This window comes from Enterobacter sp. UNJFSC 003 (assembly GCF_036903355.1).
Lineage (GTDB): Bacteria > Pseudomonadota > Gammaproteobacteria > Enterobacterales > Enterobacteriaceae > Enterobacter.
This window is the reverse complement of sequence record NZ_JBAKHK010000004.1, coordinates 35,709-53,092: the sequence shown is the minus strand read 5'-3', so window position 1 is coordinate 53,092 and position 17,384 is coordinate 35,709. Positions and strand designations below refer to the sequence as shown.

Genomic DNA, 17,384 nt, shown 5'->3' with positions numbered 1-17,384 from the left:
CCGTTATTCCTTGTCATAGTCGATGTCAAAATAGCTGTACCCCAACACGTTGTCCGGGACGACTGTTCTAAGGTTTCCTGCCGTAGAGGCGTGCTGCGTTATCCAGGCGAAGCTCAATGCAGGCGTCAGACACCCGCTGGCGCCGTAGGTCTCCGCCAGGTTCAGGAGGTTTTCTTCAGGCACTGCTGAACGCTGCAGCAGATCGTTTCGCACGCCCGCATAGGCAATGCGTCTCGCATCCCCCGGGTTCTCGAGGGTCTCCGCCATAAGATAGTGCCCGCCGCTCACCTTTATCGCGCTTTCCTGACTGCTGAAAATAAAGCACCCGGTGCGTTCGACGGTTAAATTGACGTTTTCCGCCTTGCCGCGCCGATTTTCTCTGCCGGTGAGAGGACGATCCTCGTCAGAAAATACCAGGATGGGGATCGCCCGATACGCCGCGCAGATCACCACGTAATCAAACACGTCCCAGCCCAGGTAATCCTTCGCCAGAGAGACAGCCTGCATAAAGGCCTGCTTCTCACCGCGGATTTTGCAGGTAGGCCCGTTAATCGCGAATCGTTTGACCAGATTCTTTGGCAGCGTATCGATCGCCGAAATATGCAGGGCGCTGGCGATATTCTCAAACGGTCCCGACTCGCCCCAGGAATCGACGTAGATAAACGCCGTACGGCGTTTCAATAATCTCATGCGCTCCTTGGCGGGCAGCGCCAGCAGCGCCTCCTCCGCCGACTGTTCCATCGCCTCGAGGTATTTTTGATACTGCGGATTTCGGATCATCTCTCCGGCATACCGCCCCGCCTCGGTGCCAAAGCGTTTCAGGCCCCAGCCGTTAACATGGGAAGACTTCAGCGCCTTATTGTATAAATGCGCCTCCCAGGCATTCAGCCAGCTTGGCTGATAAAAATAAAATGTCTCTTCTGGCTCAACCATCGAAAATGACGATAAATACATAGGCTTTTCCACGATTGTCTACCGCCCTGAATGCGTATCTGACATCACTGCACCAATAATGGAACCATCCACCCCGATCCCCATTTTCAGGAGATGGGATTGCGCATGGGGCGTGACCTCGCGATCCACCCATAGCTGCTGCGCAACGGTCTCAATAATGGCGTCATTGGCGACGGGAGAAATAATTTCGCGCTGGGATAACGTGTGGTGCCCAATAATTAAATCAATCATTCCCGAGCCGGTGGCGGTATAGCCGATCTGGCCTTTATAGGCGAGAACGGGAATCGGCATCCCGTCACTCAATATGGCGATGGCTTTCGCTTCGGCTTTATCACTAATGGACGATCCGTTGCCGTGAGGAATAATCGCGGCCAGATCGCCAGCATTAATCTCCGCTTTTTGGATCGCCTGCTGCATGACTTTCACCATGTTGGTGCTGAGCCATGAACTGTCGTTACTTCTGCCGGCGCTGATTTGCATATAGGTGCTTTGCAAACGTATCCCACCGCTGCGCTGGCGCGCTCGCCGGTGGCGGGCGCTTTCGAGCAGCAGAACGCTAAAGCCCTCTGCAAACAAGACCCCTTTGCTGTTCTCACCGAAGGGCTGAACAGGATCGCTATCCAGCATGGACTGGGTCGTGAGAAACCAAAGATCCTGCGTTTTAATTTTTGAACAGTTAACCACCAGTACCAGATCGATACCCTTATGCTCGATGGCCTGACAGCCTAAATGGATCGCCGTCAGCGACGAGTTGCTGGTGCAGTTCATATTCGGCGGCAAATGGCGCAGCCGATATCGACGCGCAAGGTCGCCTGCCAGACGATCCTGCGACATATTCTCAACGTGCAGCTGCATTAATGATGTTGAAAGATGAATATCTTCCACATCATTTTTGTTATAGAAGCTTTTGAAGGCCATACCGTCGACGCGCGGGCCGATACCGGTCAAATATACCCGTACGTTACTCTCGGCCAAACAGTGCGCCTCCAGTGCCGCCTGGCCGAGAGCATCATCGATCAGGCGAAGGAGCAGATCGAATGCGCTATCACCCACATGGTCCAGCGTGGCGACCTGGATATTCCCGCTAAACCCACACTTTATTGCCTCGTCGTCAGACCTGAACCAGGCGTTTGTTTCAACGCGCATTCCCCGCTTCAGGTTATGAATGAGCTGAAGGCTGTCTTCGGCAAAGGGTAAGCAGGAACTGAACCCTGAAATGATAGCGGCATTGTCCACGGTGTTATCCTTTAATCACAAACGCGTAATAGTTCCCACCTTCCGTCGCCCCTACGAGTAATACCTGCCTGAGTTCCAGCTGCAGCGGTTCTCGCACAAAGTTGATTCGTGAATCGAAAAACTCAAGGGTATGCGGAATGGCGGGGACAGCTTGCTTTTTAAAGCAGTCAAGAATGACCATCAGATTGAGCAAACCGGCGGCGGAGGCGACAAAACCAAAGCAGGCGTTATAGTTCACAACCGGCACATCCGGTTTCGCGTCGGCAAAGGCGGCATAAATGGCCTCGACTTCAATGCGCGAGCTATCAGGGCTACCGTTGCTGGTGCCGCACACAAGGTCAATGTCCTGCGCCCCGATACCGGCATCGGCCAGCGCGCGGGCAATGGCGAGCGCCATCGATGATGCTTTTTCACCGTGCAGGGATGCATCAAAGTAGCTGTTGCTACAGGCTTTACCGTACCCGACGACCTCCGCCAGCACCTCCGCCCCGCGCGCGTGCGCCCGCTGAGGATCTTCCAGCAGCAGCATGCAGGCTCCCTCACCCGGCACATAGCCTTTCGCCGCTTTGCCGTAGATCTGATAATCACCCGCGCTGGAGGTCATGTGGAGCTTTTGCGTCACCGCATTCATGTACATCGCCATTGACGGGAAATACTCATCCGCCCCGCCCACCAGTACCTGCGGCTGCAGGTTCTGACGCACAATTTCATAGCCGTAAGTCAATGCCCCCAGCGCCGCGTTCTCCCCGGTGGCAAGCGTGGTGGTGTAACCCTTGATCCCTTCAGAAATGCCGCAGAAGGTCGGAATCGCATTCATTAGCGAGCCGGGAAACTCTGAGGTCCGGACCTTACGGGGGTCTGGCTTCAGGCTTTGCAGGTATTTGTAGGTTGTCTCCTCCGGACCGCTGGACATCCCCATCACCAGGCCCAACGCATCGCCATCACGCTTGATTTTGCGCTTCGCCTGGTCCAGCGCTTCGGACAGCGCAATCAGTGCAAAGGTGCCGCCACGCGTCGCTTTACGCGGGTCAAAGCGGCGCAGATGCTTGCGTGGCTCCAGGTCGGTCACCTGGAAGGTTTTAAACTGCGCGTTCTCTTCCGGGCGCGGCGCGGCGTCCAGGCTGAACGCATCACCAAACAGCAATTCAAACTGGTGGGTTTCTTCCAGAACCGTCAGCAGCGCTTTCGCCTCTTCCAGGGTGTCTTCCGGGAAGGTGACCTCTCCCAGCACAACGGTATGATTGCGCTTCCAGACGCTTTCCAGGATCTCACTCACGGTGTGCCCGATTGCCGAAACCGCGCCGGTGCCGGTTATGGCGACCCGCTTCTGGTCGAAGCTGCTGACCGGAACGGAACCGGGTTCCATGCTCACGATCATGCTGCAGTTATTTCCCCCAAAGGCGTAGTTGTTCTTCATGAAGAGGTTAATCTTCTGCTCGCGAAAGGCGTTAGGCACATAGTCCAGATCGCAGTTCGGACGCGCCGTGGTGAAGTTCAGGGTGGGCAAGATGTGGCTGTCAGGCAGCGTCACCAGACAGGCGATGAGCTCGACAATGCCCGCGGCACCGATGTTGTGGCCAAAGTAAGATTTGGTCGAACTCACCGGCGGCATCGCATGGCCTTCAAAGACTTTTTTCATCGCCAGCGTTTCGATACGGTCGTTGGCTTCGGTCCCGGTACCGTGAGCATTGACATAGTCAATCCTATCGGGAGTGATACCCGCATTTTCCATGGCTTTGCGCATAACCTGCACGGCACCGCTGGCGCGTGGATCGGGCCCGGTCTCGTGGAAAGCATCGCAGGAGGTGGCATACGAGAGGATCTCACCGTAAATGGTGGCGCCACGCGCCACGGCGTGGTCGTAGTCCTCAAGCAGTAGCGCGCCCGCGCCTTCGCCAATCGACATGCCGGACTGACCCGAAAACGGCGTACAGGCCTCAGGGTGCATGACGTTGAGGGCATAAAACCCGGCGAAGGTCGGCAGGTAGATAGGCTCTGTGCCGACTGCCAGCATCGTTTTGTTTTTGCCGTTCTGGATGTAGTCAAAAGCCATGCCCACCGCATTCGGGCTGGCGGTGCAGGCGGTGGCGACCAGCTCGACGCCCCCCTGCAACCCAAGCAGGGTCGACACGCTGGAACAACAGGAGGAAAAGCCGCCCGAAAAGAGCGCCTTACGCAGGGAAAAATCGCCCAGGCGCTGCTCAAACAGCGGCAAAAATGCCTCTGTACCGGCAGAAGAGACGCCCACAATTAAGCCGGTCTCTTTAAGCTGTGTCTTATTATTAACCAGACCCGCCTGACGCAGCGCATCCTTGCCCACTTTATAAGCCCACAGCGCCGCATTATCGAGCGAATCAATTATCTCGTCCGGGAGTTCTGAATAATCGATTTCATGCAGCACTTCAGCCGCTCTGGCATTTTCAAACCATGTTGAAAAGCGTTTGCTGTCAGCCACGCCGTTTCGCTTATTTACCAAAGCGTCTTTAAAATCCTCAAGGTTATCAGCCAGAGAAGATAAGATGCCCATCCCGGTAATAACAACGCGTTTCCTGTTTGTTTTCATAAATCACCGTACCGCCATGTACAGATAATAAAACAGTCAAGGTGGAATACAGGCGCAATTATCCCTGCCTATTCCCCACCGGCTGTTTTTATAAAGAATGAATTACAATGCGCTTTTCGCTTTTGACGCATCCACAAAGCTGTGTTCAGTCGGATTCACCAGCATGCTCAGGTTATAAATAAACGGCATACTCTTTGTTCTTGCGACCACCGTTTCGGTACCGGTTTGAAGGGTATACCCCGCCACATCAGACCAGGCGTAGTCGCTTTCAAGCAGCGCAAGGGCAATAAAGCGCTGCAGAGCAGGCGAGAATACGGCATTAACCACGCGACCAATCTCCTGGCCGTTAACCTGCACGCTATCGCCCGCCGCAATGCCTGAACAGGGTTCTTCGGCGATCATACCAATCATCTTGCGCGAACCGGCCTGCTGCGACAGCGCTTGTACCGCCTCCTGCCCAACAAACCCTTCTTTATCGTACTGAACCGCCCACTGCATCTGCAGCTCTACAGGGTTGAGGCTGTAGTCGGCCAGCAGGCTCGCGTCCCAGCCCGGGTTTTCGATACGCACGATTTTCTGATAGTCCAGACCGCCGGTCTGCAGATGATATTTACCGCCTGACTGCTGAAGCTGCAGCCACTGCTCAAGCAACGTCTCCTCATTGCCGATAACCATGTACGCAAATTCGCCGTGTTTGCCGCAGCGGAGCACCATCAGTCCATCATCGGTATTCATGTACTCGTAATACGGCAGGCCAATCACATCGAAGCCGTGAATTTCCGCCATCAGCTCCCAGGCGTACGGACCTTCGAGCAGAATGGCTCCCCAACGTTGTTCACGCATGTCGCAGATTTCGGGGATGTCCTGAATATCGAGCTCGTCTGCTTTCTCCAGCAGCGCGGTTAGGCTCGCCATCAGCGCATCGGCAGGAATATTCTCCGACATGATGTAATACCCCTCTGAAGAACACAGGACGTAGACATCACCGCGAATGGTGCCGTCTTCATTCAGGATCAGGGAGTAAATCGCCTGTTCGTCGCGAATAATAGAGACATCGGCAGAAACCAGATAATTCACCAGGGCCCATGCATCATCCCCCATGACGCTGATGATGGACATATGGGAATAATCCACCAGCAGCGCGTTTTCGCGTACGGCTTTATATTCTACCATCGGGTCATGATAGGCTGCGGGCACGGAGTGATGATTATAAACGCCCATTACGGCGTTATTCTGCAAATGGAGATCGTACAAAGACGTCATAACGTGATCCTGTCAGTCAAAGGGGAAAATTACGCGTTTAGCTTCTGGATAATAAACGTGGTGAGGCTGTTGATGCTTCTCATATAAGAAGGGTCATCGCTTTCACCGACCTTAATACCGAACACTTTATCCAGCATCACCACAATTTCAGTGGCATCGACGGAATCAAGTTTTAAGCCGTTGCCAAACAGCGCAGTGTCGTCATCAATCTGCGACTCCTCACGCTGAATATTTAAACGCTGAATAATTTCCTGTTTGATCTTACGCAGTACTTCCCTGCGTTGCTGAATAGCGTCGTTCATCGTTGTCATGGTTTTCTCTCTCACAGAGGGGGTTTAGTTTCGCGGTAATTAATAATGGTGCCATGGCTAATCAGCCTTTTACCCACGTGCGCCGACACGGAGTAGTGTTTGAAGCCGTTGGCATCAGAAAAAGCTAACTTGCTCGTGACCTCAATGGAGTCGCCGGGGTAAGCGATATCCTTAAACTTCAGGTTTTGTGCGGCCAGCACGCCGCGTACCTGGGCACGCCGCTCGCGGATAATCGCCAGCATCTCGTCTGTCGTAATGTGGGCATGAATGTCGCGCAGGGACATCAGCGCCTCATTAAACCGGGCCTGATAGAGGTCGCAAATATCGGTTAAAAATGAGAGATACTCGCTGGCCTGACCAAATATTTCGGCAATGATCACCCCTGGCATAATAGGGTCGTCGGGGAAATGCCCCAGCAGATAAGGCTCGTTAAAGGCGACGTGTTTCGTCACTTTCACAAAGCCATTCTCACCGTATTTAAAATCGTCAATGCGATCGACCATCAGCAGAGGCTGACGCCAGCCGCCCATTTCCAGAAAGATCTTTGCGGGTATCACGTATCTGGACATAGATCACCGCATAACCAGGCCGCCATCGATAACGATGGTCTGACCGACGATATAGCTGGAAGCGGAAGAGCTTAGGTAAACGATGGTGTTTGCCACTTCCTCACATTGTCCCAGGCGACGCAGGGGAATGGAGTTGGTTACCCCGCGCACGACCGTGCGGGATACCTTTTTCACCATTTTTGACTCAATCATTCCCGGCGCGACGGCGTTGACGCGAATCCCATACGCGGCAAGCTCTGCGGCCAGGGTGCGGGTAAAGCCGAGGATCGCGCCCTTAGACGCGCTGTAGTTCGCCTGTCCTATGCTCGGGATAAGGGCAGCAATGGAGGCGACATTAATGATCGCCGGGCTTTCCGCCGAGCGGAGCAGCATCAGCGCTTCTTTGATCAGGCGGAACGTGCTGAACATGTTAACGTCCATCACCTGGCTAAAATCCGCGAAGCTCATCGACGCAAACAGGCTATCTTTCACGACCCCGGCGTTATTCACCAGAACGTCGAGTTTTCCGGCCGTTTCCGTGAGACGCGCGCAGAGCGCGGCAACGTCCTGCGGCTCGGCAAGATCGCACTGAATAAGCGAGAGTTTTTCCCCGGCAGGATGGTGCTCTTTTAACTCAGCCAACGGTGCAGCATTGGATTTATAGAGGGCAAAAACGTCACAATCCTGATCCAGAAACGTCGCGCAGATCGCCAGGCCGATATCACCGCTGGCACCGGTAACCAACACCGTTTTTTGCTTAAGGTCGTTATATTGATACATAGCATTCACAAATAATTTGATTAATAAAGTATGACAATCGCTATCGCATGGGTCTGGCAATGTGAAATAGTCAGTGAGTTATTGACGAGCCCTTTTTCTGCCAGCATCCCTTTTATTCGCTCGCTGAAAATAAAATAGGGGCAACCGTCATCATCGTGCGTCACTTCGATATCATGAAACGTAATTCCCTTCCGGTAACCACACCCAAGCGCCTTTACCGCCGCCTCTTTTGCCGCCCAGAATCCGGCTGCACGTTCGACGTTAAGATCGTCAAGGTTAATCTTTATTAATTCTTGCCCGGTATACACCCGAGACAGAAAATCAATTTTCCCGTTGTCTATCGCGCGATTAATTCGCGTAACCTCAACGATATCCGTTCCGATGCGCATAATGGCCTTCATCCTTGCTATAGCTGATATGAAATATTGAAGTTAACGTTAATCTTGTCGACATCCATATTGCCCGGGTATTTTACCGGTGCTGACAGGGAGGTATCCCAGGTCAGACTTTTCACATTGCCTTGTATACCCACCGCAGAGCCTGCGAGAAATTCATCGCCATACGCGCTGTCCTTTTTTATCTGCCCAATATCAAACCCGAAATAGTAGTTGGCATTCATAAAACCCACCGGATGGTAGAGCGTATTTTGCAGGTAATAGCCGCTGTTACCGTTCAGGCCCACGCTATTTTCAAACCCGCGCACGTTCCAGCGTTCACCCAGGGTCATCTGATCCTGTAAGGTGAGATCTCGCGGTGAGTACTGCGCAAAAAACGTGGCGCTGTAAACAGTGTTTCCAAGCTGGCGCGAATAGCTGCTTTCCAGATTGAAAAGTTGGCTAACCGAGCTGACGTCGCCATACACCATGTCCGGCGTCTTATCGGCACCAAACCAGGTAATAAAACGCTGCCATGACAGCGTCGAATCCCAGTAGGCATTATTCAGCTGCTGTTTATAGTTAATGCCCAGCCTGACGTTATCCATATTGCGTTTTTGCAATACCAGTTCCTGACCGTCAATTTTGTACCCGGACTTGCGCCGAATGAGCTCGGCATTACCGGTCACTTTGCGGGTTTTATCCCGGTAAACCGTACGCGAGGCTTTTGCGCTCCAGTAATCGCTCTTTCCCACGTATTCCACGGAGGTATAGCTGAGCGGAATGGTCTGGCGCGACGTGCTGCTGCTGTAGAAGACCGAATAGTTCCAGTAGCCCACAGGAACCGCGTAGTAACCACTCACACTCTCGTATTGCCCTGTTGTGCTGCGCGTCCCGGCCAGATAAAACAGGTCGCTCAGCCGGGCCGTGTTGTATAAATAGCCCACCGCCGAAGTCAAATATCGCCCTGTCTGCTTGTCGCCCCAATTGCTGTAGCTCGCTCTCAGATTCCAGTTCTTCGTGCGATCGGTTGTGATGCGCACGGTACTGTAGCCATGCCGGGTACCGGGTTCGATATTGATTTTTACGTTGGCATTCGGTACCTGCTGTAGAGTCTCCAGCCCTTGCTCAATATCGCGGATATTGAGGATATCTTCGCTCTTAAACGGTAATATCCACGGGTTAACATCATCGGCTTCAATAACGACCTTCTCGATTTTCCCCGCCTCAACGTTCAACGTCAGGGTACCGGAAGCGATATTTTGTGACGGCAGCGTAATGCGCGTCGTGATATAGCCCGCGTTGATATAATAATCCTGCAGGGCAGTCGCTATCTTCACTACGCCAACGCTCCCGACGCAACGACCGAGGATCTCCTTTTTTATCGCCTGGTCGGTTTTGTGCTTCAAAAAATCGTTTTCAAGCTTCAGCGTATTAATCGTAAAGCAGTGTTCTTCTTCTGGCAGGTCGTCCAGCTTGAATACTTTACGATCGGTACTGGAATACACGTCCTGGCGCTGTACCTTCTGTTCTTTAAAGGCGCTTAAATCGGCATTATGCTGCTGCTTAATAAGATGATTAATATCATCCTCGGCGTAGGAGCAGACACTGACCAACAGTAGCGACAGCCAGAATATTTTGAATCGTAATTCCATTTACTTTCTCAAAAATAAAGGCAGCAGGGTCTCGTTCCGACCTGGTGTTAACAGAAGATAGCTGCTGCCTTGTGTTACGGCTTAAACATTAAATACCGACAATCGTCCCGGTATTGGTGACTTTATTGGCGTTCAATTCCAAGCCTGTTAACCCACCTAATACCGCGTCTTTGCCGCTGTTGGTCACATTATTCGCCGTGACGCCCGCCACGCCATAGCTGAGCATGTTCAGGTAGTTATAGATATTGCCAGAGGTTTTTGCCGTCAGGCTGTAATCACCGACAATATTGCCGCGGTTGTTAATGTCTCTTACCGCATTAATCGCGATATTCTGCGCGAGAATATTGCTTCGGGTGTTGTTGGTGACATGTCTCTGCGTATCAATACTCACGCGAGTGCCCGCGACCATGTCCTGGAAATTTTCAACCCCGTTCAGGGCATTAATCGCCAGCGCATTGTCTGCGGAGAGCGTATTACGGTTGTACAGCACCCCTTTCTGAACATTGACGTTCAGCGAGTCTTTGCTGCTGATCCAGCCATAGTTGGTGAAGCTGTTATCCACGTTCAGCGTTACGTTCTTATCTGACGCAATGACGCCCGTCGCGGTGTTGTTTGCCATGCTGCCGTTGCTGGCGTTGTAGAGCGTGCTGGCCGTGATGTCCAGGTTACCCGCGCTCCAGGTCGTGGCATAGTTGTTGTAAAACACACCGGCGGCTTTAACGATCGCGTTGGCACCGCTGGTCAACATTCCCCAGGTATTATCCAGATTGCCTTTCGCTGACACGATGCTGAGATCGCCCGTCGCAGCGGTGATGCTTCCGCGGCTATTACTCACGTTAGCGGTCGTCGCCAGCGTCATATTACCGTTCGCTTTGAGGGTCGCATTGTTGTTGTTAATGCTGTTGGCGCTGATGGAGACATCACCGTCGCCCCTCATGGTGAGGTTATTATTCAGGTTGCCGTTCGTTTTCACGATCAGGTCTGAATCGCCCACAATGTTTCCGCGGTTGTTAATATCATTAACTGCGGTGAGGGTGACGTTATCTCCCACCATATTGCTGTTATTGTTGTTGGTGACGTGGCGCTGGGTGGAGATCGTCAGATCGCCGCCGGCCGCAGAGATATTTTTGAAGTTTTCCACGCCGTTCAGCGCGGAAAGGGTCAGCGATTTCTCGGCAGCGAGCGTGTTACGGTTATAGAAAACGCCTTTGAGCACGTTGACGATCGCATCGCCCTTGCTGCTGATCCAGCCGTAGTTATTGACGTTGTTATTCACATTCAGAACAAGATCCTTATCTGAAGCAATAATCCCCGTCGCGTTGTTATCAATTAACGTACCGTTGCTGTAGTTCTCCAGCGAAACGGTATCGATATTCAGATTGCCCGCGGCGTAGGTCGTCGCGTAGTTGTTATAGAACACCCCACCGGCTTTCAGGACAGCATCTGCCCCGCTCGTCAGCAATGCACGGGTATTATCAATATTCCCTTTAGCCTGCACGGCCAGCGGGCCATTCTCGGCGACGATGCGGCTGGTATTGTTGTAAATATTGTTACCGGTAAGCGAAACGCCCCCTTTACCGATCATGCCGCCTTTTTGCTGAGGCATCCCGAAATAGAGGCCAAACGCGTTACCGAAATTATCACCGTTACGGTTATCGATAGTGTTATTGGCCTTCACGGTCAGGGCTTTGCTGGCAACGATCATCGCGGTGTTGTTATTCACGTCGCCACGGGCATCGATGCCAATATTTTGCCCCATCATAAAGCCACCGTAGTTATTGACGGTATTGGCGCCCAGCGCGACGTCACCCTCTTCTGAGCTGATAACGCCGATGTAGTTGGTGATATTGCCCGTTGTCGATACGCTGACGCCACCTTTACCCGAGAGGCCGCCGTTGTCGTTACGCAGGGAGCTTCCTTTCGCGATCACGTTGGCAGACGAGTTCAGCTTGCCCGAGTAGTTATCAATGGCGCCGTTGCTTTCCAGGGAGATATCGCCATTTGACGCCATCTGCCCGCCGTTGTTATTGATGCTGTTCGCCGCAATCTGCACGCCCTTCTCGGCAATAATCCCTAAGGAGTCATTGCTGGAGGTGTCCGCCGTTTTGGTCGTACCGTTATTAACCGCACCTTTAGCGGAAATTTTGGTGTAACCGCCGGCAGAACGCAGCAGGCCGCGGGTGTTGTCGACGTTGCCGGTACTGATCACGTCGACATTGCCGAGAGAATCTACCAGCCCGCTGTTGTTGTTAAGGGCAGTCGATTCCAGACCCACATACCCACCCTTAATCTGGCCGTTGCTGTTGTTCAGGGTGCCGGTTTTCAGCGCCACGATACTCGCTTCGATCCCGACGGTGTTTCCTTTGCCTGAGTTAGTCAGGGTGGCGTTATTGGTATCAACCGCCAGCGTCCCCGACGAGGCCAGTTTACCGTTGGTGTTATCGATAGCGCCGCTGTTGATATACAGATCGCCGGAGGTAGAAATATTGCCCGCGCGGGTATTCACCAGGCTGTTTTTGTTGGTATCCAGCGCGATAGAACCGGTAGACGCAATGGCCCCCGTGGTGTTGTTGAGCGCGCCGTTGGTCTTGATATTAATCTGACCAGAGGTTTCAATTCGCGCATTGCTGTTCAGCAGCTGGCCCTTCGAGTCGATGTTCACGCCATCCGAACCCGCCGAGATCAGGCCCAGGTTGCGTACGCCAACGCCGTTTTCGGTACTCACAAGGTTGATTTTTTTGGCGTACATACCGCCAAGGGCAGCCACGTCAATGCTGTTGGTGTTACGTGACCCGCTTGCAGAAACGGTGCCGGTCGCCTGGCCCGCTGAATTAACGTAGTTGTTTCCTGCCACCACGTTCAGTTCACCGGCAGTGACCTTACCGGAGACCACGACGTTACGGGCCAGAATGTCCGTCGGGCTGGCCGTCGTCATTTGTCCAAGGGTGATGGTGCCGCCGTTAACGGAATAACCCGCCACCTGGCCGTCCTGAAGATCGGGCGTGCCGGTCGTCAGCGTCAGCTTGCCGGTATTGATCGTCCCGCCGCCGTTCACGGTGATGCCATTAGGGTTGGCAATAATTAAGTCAGCTTTGTCGCCAGCAATCTCCATCATGCCGTTGATGGCCGTGGCATTTTTAGACGTCACTTCATTAAGAATGACTTTCGCCGTCCCGGACGCCAGGTTGCTGTTACCCTGAATATTACCGCCGAGCGTGGTGTTAGCGCCGGTAGCGCTGTTATTGAAGATCAACCCTTCCTTTCCCACGTTTAACTTATCGTAAACGTTATGAGAAAGGCCTTTGTCGTTGGCGGTGTTGATATTAATGACCGGTACATTGTTCGCTGACCCGACAACACCGTTTTTAATACTGATGTCCGCGGCCTGCGCGACGATTGGCAGCGCCAACAGAACCGCAGCCGCAACCGGGTGCCAGTTCATGTCGAAGCGCGGGGTGCTATTTTTTTTACTATTCATAATAAGCTACTCTTATAACGGAATAATTAAATCCATGTTGAAATGTGACATCTCTACGCTAAATCACTCTCTCATTTCCCTTGACGAATAAACCTCCTTCTCTCCCCTTTGTGTTTAATCCAGAATTGTAGAGTTTGTATTGAACATAGTGTTTAACCTGCTGGCTCAGCGTTGTTTTCCTCTTGCCTAACGTCGTTAACGCTTGGTCAGAGAAGATGACCGCGTTTTCCGTATTGAAAACGTGACCTGCAAGTTTTATCCGTCATAAGTATTCAGCGTTCGTGCAGGCATACATATTAAATACAGCCGCACCTCGCTCAATGCTATAAATAGCAGCGTGAATAATTTCCCACGGCTTATACCGCCGCCACACCAAGGCTCCTGTTCGGAGCGGCCATGCCGTCACGCAAGAATAACCGCGAATCATTCTGCATGCAGATTAATGACCTGCATAAACGTTAATATTACTAATTGCAACAACCATTTGAAGATCATTCTAGCGCCTTTTTTTGAATTGGCAACATTGATGCGCTGATATTTTCAGCGAAAAACAGCGTACAGAAATAAATAATGCGGGATATTTCTTAGGTATTTATAAGCTCTGTTCTTATATTTATTAGAATATCTTAATAAAAGGCTTTTATACCTCATAACTCCAGCAGGAATATACTGAGAAAAAATCAGCGGAATAGGTCACAAGGTGCGTGCTTTTTCATTGAATTTAGAGTGCGAGAATAATCTTATTAGGAATGTGCTGATGGTTCAGGGGGAGTGTGCGCACTGGCAGGGAGTGAGTGCGGAGGAATGGCAGAGTTGGTCAACTAAGTGAATCATCACCTTGGTCAGTTCAACGTCACCCGTGGAGGCATTACAGTACAGGAAGAACAGATCGCCGTTTAAGCGATCGGGCTTTGACCAGATTTCCTTTTCTTCAAGGCTGCGCTTTTCCTTCACATATCCCAGCGTGGTGAGATACTCGCGCAACGGTGCAACCCCGGTAGCCCTTTTAAAAACGATACTATTTGAAGGTGCATAACCCTCCGTTTTCAATATCCTTGTCTGTCAGCGTGTGGTAGTGGAAAAAATCGTTTCCCGTGTAAACCATCGTCTCATCAGAACCGAATGCCACAAGCCAGACAAACAGCCATCCGAGGATAAACACCGTGGCAACCCCCAGTGTGCACCACTCTAGGACTTTTGAGGGGAGTGTCATAGAAAGTGCCAATGAAATATCTCAAGCACGTTTCAGGCTGCATATCTTTCGGATGATGAACATCAGTAAAGCGGTAACGACAACCATCATCCCACCCAACACCCACAGGAATGATGGGTCTGCTTCACCATCAGCAAACCCCAAACCGGTGCGATTTAAAAAATCATTGCTGGCTTGAGATAAGTAATCGAGTAAGCCTCCCAGGGGAAACAGGACGATAAAGAAGGAAGCAATGAGGCATGCCAGACCAATAAGGATATTATTTTTTAACTTTGCATGAAGCATAATCAGACCTTCCTGTCGCTTTGCAGGTAATGTTACAACCGATTTATTGAGTGCACCAGCAGAGTTAGATAATTCATAAAAAATGAAAAATACGGACATGTGTATTCACGTCCGTATTAACTTATCCTTTTACAGGATTAATGAAGGGAAATTTTAGATATTATTCTTATTCTGCCAGACCAGTTCCGCGCTTCACCACAGGTATATCCCCAGTATCATTCAACGCACCCGGAAACGTTTTTAACCACTGCGCGACTTTCTGCTTATTTATATTCACCACGCTCATACCTTCCAGGCATCCCCATAATTCTCTTGTATGCTGTGGCGTAATCACAATGCAGTCTTTCATAGCCCGGATTTTTACGGGCATGCCGTTGATAAAGCCCGCACGGGTTAACCAGTCGCCGCCCAGAAGAAGATATTTCATATCTATCCGTGCATACAGTTCGCAGCAGGCAGCACTGTCTTTAGGCGTCTCTGCGCGAGGATGAATGGGTGCCGCGTTGAGCTGGTTGCCGTGAAGTCGGCGGGCGCTGTTTTTGCGCACCAGCTCGCGGTTTTCAATCATGCCGGTGAAAGCGTCTGATTCTGTTTTGCAAACAGTAAACTCTGGCTTAAAATTCGTCGCAGCCATTTTCAACTCCTTTTCAGTTGTTTGTGGTTAGCGGTATGGGGGTGTTGCAGCACCTTCATATCGCGAATTCCTCGTTTAAATTTCTTTGATACTTCCTTTGCCGTTCGGCGTAATTTCTGGTGCTCATTATACCGTGCTGAATATAAATACAGCGGTTTTGGGTGGGGTAAATTTGGAATTTGCGAGGAGGATTCAGGAAATAGATTTGGTTATTTTTAATGCGATAAACGACAACGCTTTGGCCTGAAAATCACTTCAACTCACCTCTTCCAGATATCTGTTCGTTCGCAAATCTGGCGCTAATGCCGCATCAATTGCCGCTACACCTTTCTCACATATCTCTCAAAAATTCATCAAACCAATAGATTAACGATTTACATCACCCTGATTTTGTTATGTGATCCTGTTACAGGCTTTAGTAACGCCCTGCCCAGCCAACCGTAACAGGACTTCATCGATGGAATTTTATCAGGCCGATCCGACGCTTGAGAACTACTGGCGTGGTGTGATCCTCTTTGGAAGGAATGTCGCATCTTACAAATTTGCGCTGGCGTCAGCGTTGTATGAAGTGGATAAGACGGGCAGCGATTTGATTACGCTCGACCAGCTTGCCGTGCCGTTCAGCCGCTATCTTTGCGAGCACCTGAAACATGCGCCAAAACAGATCACCTCCCGCAGCAGCCAATTTCTGGAAACCTGTCTGAAGTTCAACAGAGGTGAAATCACCCACGCCCAGCTCATTGACGCGACGGTTCGCCTTGGCTTTAACAACGTGATTGATGCCTTTCATTACGTGAACCAGGGCGAGATCGATAAACGTTTTTTTCTTGATGAGCGCAAAACCAACAACGGGATCCGCCTGACGGATAACTTCTTTTTACTGGGCGAACGCCTGCAGTATAAAAACCTCGCCTTTGAAACCAATGCCCGCTGGAACCTGGTAGAACAGGCCTGGTCGATGGGGATTTCACGCAATCTTGTGGGCGTGGAGTTCGATGAAGATAATCAGCTGCTGTTCACGAAGGTGAACGCACGTCGTGTAGACATCACCAGCTGTCGCAACAGCCTGAATGGTTACCAGAAAGGACGGTGTTTTTACTGCTTCAAACCCATCAGCCTGGTACCGGGAGACGCAGAACTGGCGGACGTCGACCACTTTATTCCCTGGGCTGCCCGCAAAGAAGTGAGCAATATTAACGGCGTATGGAACTTGGTGCTGGCCTGTCGATGTTGTAACCGTGGCGTCGAAGGCAAATCTGCACGCATTCCCGAGCTCAGACTCCTGCAGCGGTTACACACCCGCAATGAGTATTTTATTCTGAGCAAACTGCCGTTGCATGAGACGATTGTTCTACAGACAGGGCAGCGTCCTGAAGCACGGCAAAGCTTTCTTCAGCGTAACTGGCAGGCCGCGCTGGACAAACTTATCCACACCTGGAAACCCAACGCGGAAGGCGAGGCAACGTTTTAATGACACTTCACTACTATCAGAACCACGCACAGGATTTCTTCGATGGCACGGTCAATGTCGATATGACCCCGCTTTACGAGGCCTTTACCCAACACCTGCCACACGGTGCGCGGGTTCTGGATGCTGGCTGCGGTTCAGGCCGGGACGCAAAAGCCTTTCATGAGATGGGTTATCAAGTGGATGCTTTTGATGCCTCTTCCGCGATGGTGGAGCTGGCAAGGCAACATACCGGGCTACCCGTGCAGTTGATGGCGTTTTCAGAGATCGACGCTAAAGCGCAGTACGATGGGATCTGGTGCTGTGCCTCTTTGCTGCATGTCCCCTCTTCTGAGCTGCCTGCCGTGATGCAAAAACTTGCGGATGCGCTTAAGCCTGGCGGCGTCTGGTACGTGTCCTTTAAGTATGGCAACGGTGAACGCGTGCAGGGTGAAAGACAGTTTACGGATCTGGATGAAGAGGGATTGCAGGAGTTGCTGAAGGCGATTCCGGGGATGGAGATAGCTTCGCTGTGGGCGACTCAGGATAACCGCCCAGACAGGAATGAGACATGGCTGAATGGGATATTACGAAAAAACGCAGCTTGATCATCAGGCGATGTAAATCGCCACGGAATAAGTGA

General features: G+C 51.7%; 15 protein-coding genes. 2 read left to right on the top strand and 13 right to left on the bottom strand.

The window, feature by feature from the left end:
* Nucleotides 1-3: 3 nt before the first annotated feature.
* The 13 genes from V5P19_RS12270 to V5P19_RS12210 all read right to left on the bottom strand — a co-directional run bounded on the left by V5P19_RS12270 (nt 4) and on the right by V5P19_RS12210 (nt 15,294).
* A complete protein-coding gene (locus V5P19_RS12270) occupies nt 4-954 on the bottom strand; it encodes an ATP-binding protein (protein WP_334403598.1) in 951 nt (316 codons plus the stop codon).
* A gap of 18 nt (nt 955-972) precedes the next feature.
* Nucleotides 973-2,190, bottom strand: a complete 1,218-nt coding sequence (locus V5P19_RS12265; protein WP_334403596.1) for a beta-ketoacyl synthase — start codon at nt 2,188-2,190, stop codon at nt 973-975.
* A 4-nt stretch (nt 2,191-2,194) separates the two neighbouring features.
* A complete protein-coding gene (locus V5P19_RS12260) occupies nt 2,195-4,753 on the bottom strand; it encodes a beta-ketoacyl-[acyl-carrier-protein] synthase family protein (RefSeq protein WP_334403594.1) in 2,559 nt (852 codons plus the stop codon).
* 102 nt (nt 4,754-4,855) lie between these two features.
* Nucleotides 4,856-6,016: an aminomethyltransferase family protein gene (locus V5P19_RS12255; protein WP_334403592.1), complete on the bottom strand. Its 1,161-nt coding sequence runs from the start codon at nt 6,014-6,016 to the stop codon at nt 4,856-4,858.
* 29 nt (nt 6,017-6,045) lie between these two features.
* Nucleotides 6,046-6,327 (bottom strand): phosphopantetheine-binding protein, encoded by a 282-nt coding sequence (locus V5P19_RS12250; protein ID WP_334403590.1) that lies wholly within the window; start codon nt 6,325-6,327, stop codon nt 6,046-6,048.
* An 11-nt stretch (nt 6,328-6,338) separates the two neighbouring features.
* On the bottom strand, nt 6,339-6,896 hold the full coding sequence (locus tag V5P19_RS12245; RefSeq protein WP_334403588.1) for a 3-hydroxyacyl-ACP dehydratase FabZ family protein: 558 nt from the start codon (nt 6,894-6,896) through the stop codon (nt 6,339-6,341).
* 3 nt (nt 6,897-6,899) lie between these two features.
* Nucleotides 6,900-7,655 (bottom strand): SDR family NAD(P)-dependent oxidoreductase, encoded by a 756-nt coding sequence (locus V5P19_RS12240; RefSeq protein ID WP_334403586.1) that lies wholly within the window; start codon nt 7,653-7,655, stop codon nt 6,900-6,902.
* A gap of 20 nt (nt 7,656-7,675) precedes the next feature.
* On the bottom strand, nt 7,676-8,044 hold the full coding sequence (acpS, locus tag V5P19_RS12235; protein ID WP_334403584.1) for a holo-ACP synthase: 369 nt from the start codon (nt 8,042-8,044) through the stop codon (nt 7,676-7,678).
* Between the two features lie 17 nt (nt 8,045-8,061).
* Nucleotides 8,062-9,684, bottom strand: coding sequence for a ShlB/FhaC/HecB family hemolysin secretion/activation protein (locus V5P19_RS12230; RefSeq protein WP_334403582.1), 1,623 nt, complete (start codon nt 9,682-9,684; stop codon nt 8,062-8,064).
* A gap of 88 nt (nt 9,685-9,772) precedes the next feature.
* Nucleotides 9,773-13,162, bottom strand: coding sequence for a filamentous hemagglutinin N-terminal domain-containing protein (locus tag V5P19_RS12225; RefSeq protein ID WP_334403580.1), 3,390 nt, complete (start codon nt 13,160-13,162; stop codon nt 9,773-9,775).
* A 762-nt stretch (nt 13,163-13,924) separates the two neighbouring features.
* Complete coding sequence (locus V5P19_RS12220) at nt 13,925-14,212, bottom strand: hypothetical protein (RefSeq protein ID WP_334403578.1); 288 nt, start codon at nt 14,210-14,212, stop codon at nt 13,925-13,927.
* Nucleotides 14,213-14,396: 184 nt separating this feature from the next.
* On the bottom strand, nt 14,397-14,759 hold the full coding sequence (locus V5P19_RS12215) for a hypothetical protein (RefSeq protein WP_334403576.1): 363 nt from the start codon (nt 14,757-14,759) through the stop codon (nt 14,397-14,399).
* 67 nt (nt 14,760-14,826) lie between these two features.
* Nucleotides 14,827-15,294: a SymE family type I addiction module toxin gene (locus V5P19_RS12210; protein ID WP_334403574.1), complete on the bottom strand. Its 468-nt coding sequence runs from the start codon at nt 15,292-15,294 to the stop codon at nt 14,827-14,829.
* A 457-nt stretch (nt 15,295-15,751) separates the two neighbouring features.
* Between V5P19_RS12210 and V5P19_RS12205 the strand changes: the two genes are divergently transcribed.
* Nucleotides 15,752-16,765 (top strand): HNH endonuclease, encoded by a 1,014-nt coding sequence (locus V5P19_RS12205; RefSeq protein WP_334403572.1) that lies wholly within the window; start codon nt 15,752-15,754, stop codon nt 16,763-16,765.
* Complete coding sequence (locus V5P19_RS12200; protein ID WP_334403570.1) at nt 16,765-17,349, top strand: class I SAM-dependent methyltransferase; 585 nt, start codon at nt 16,765-16,767, stop codon at nt 17,347-17,349. Before V5P19_RS12205 ends, V5P19_RS12200 begins: the two co-directional genes overlap by 1 nt.
* Nucleotides 17,350-17,384 lie beyond the last annotated feature (35 nt).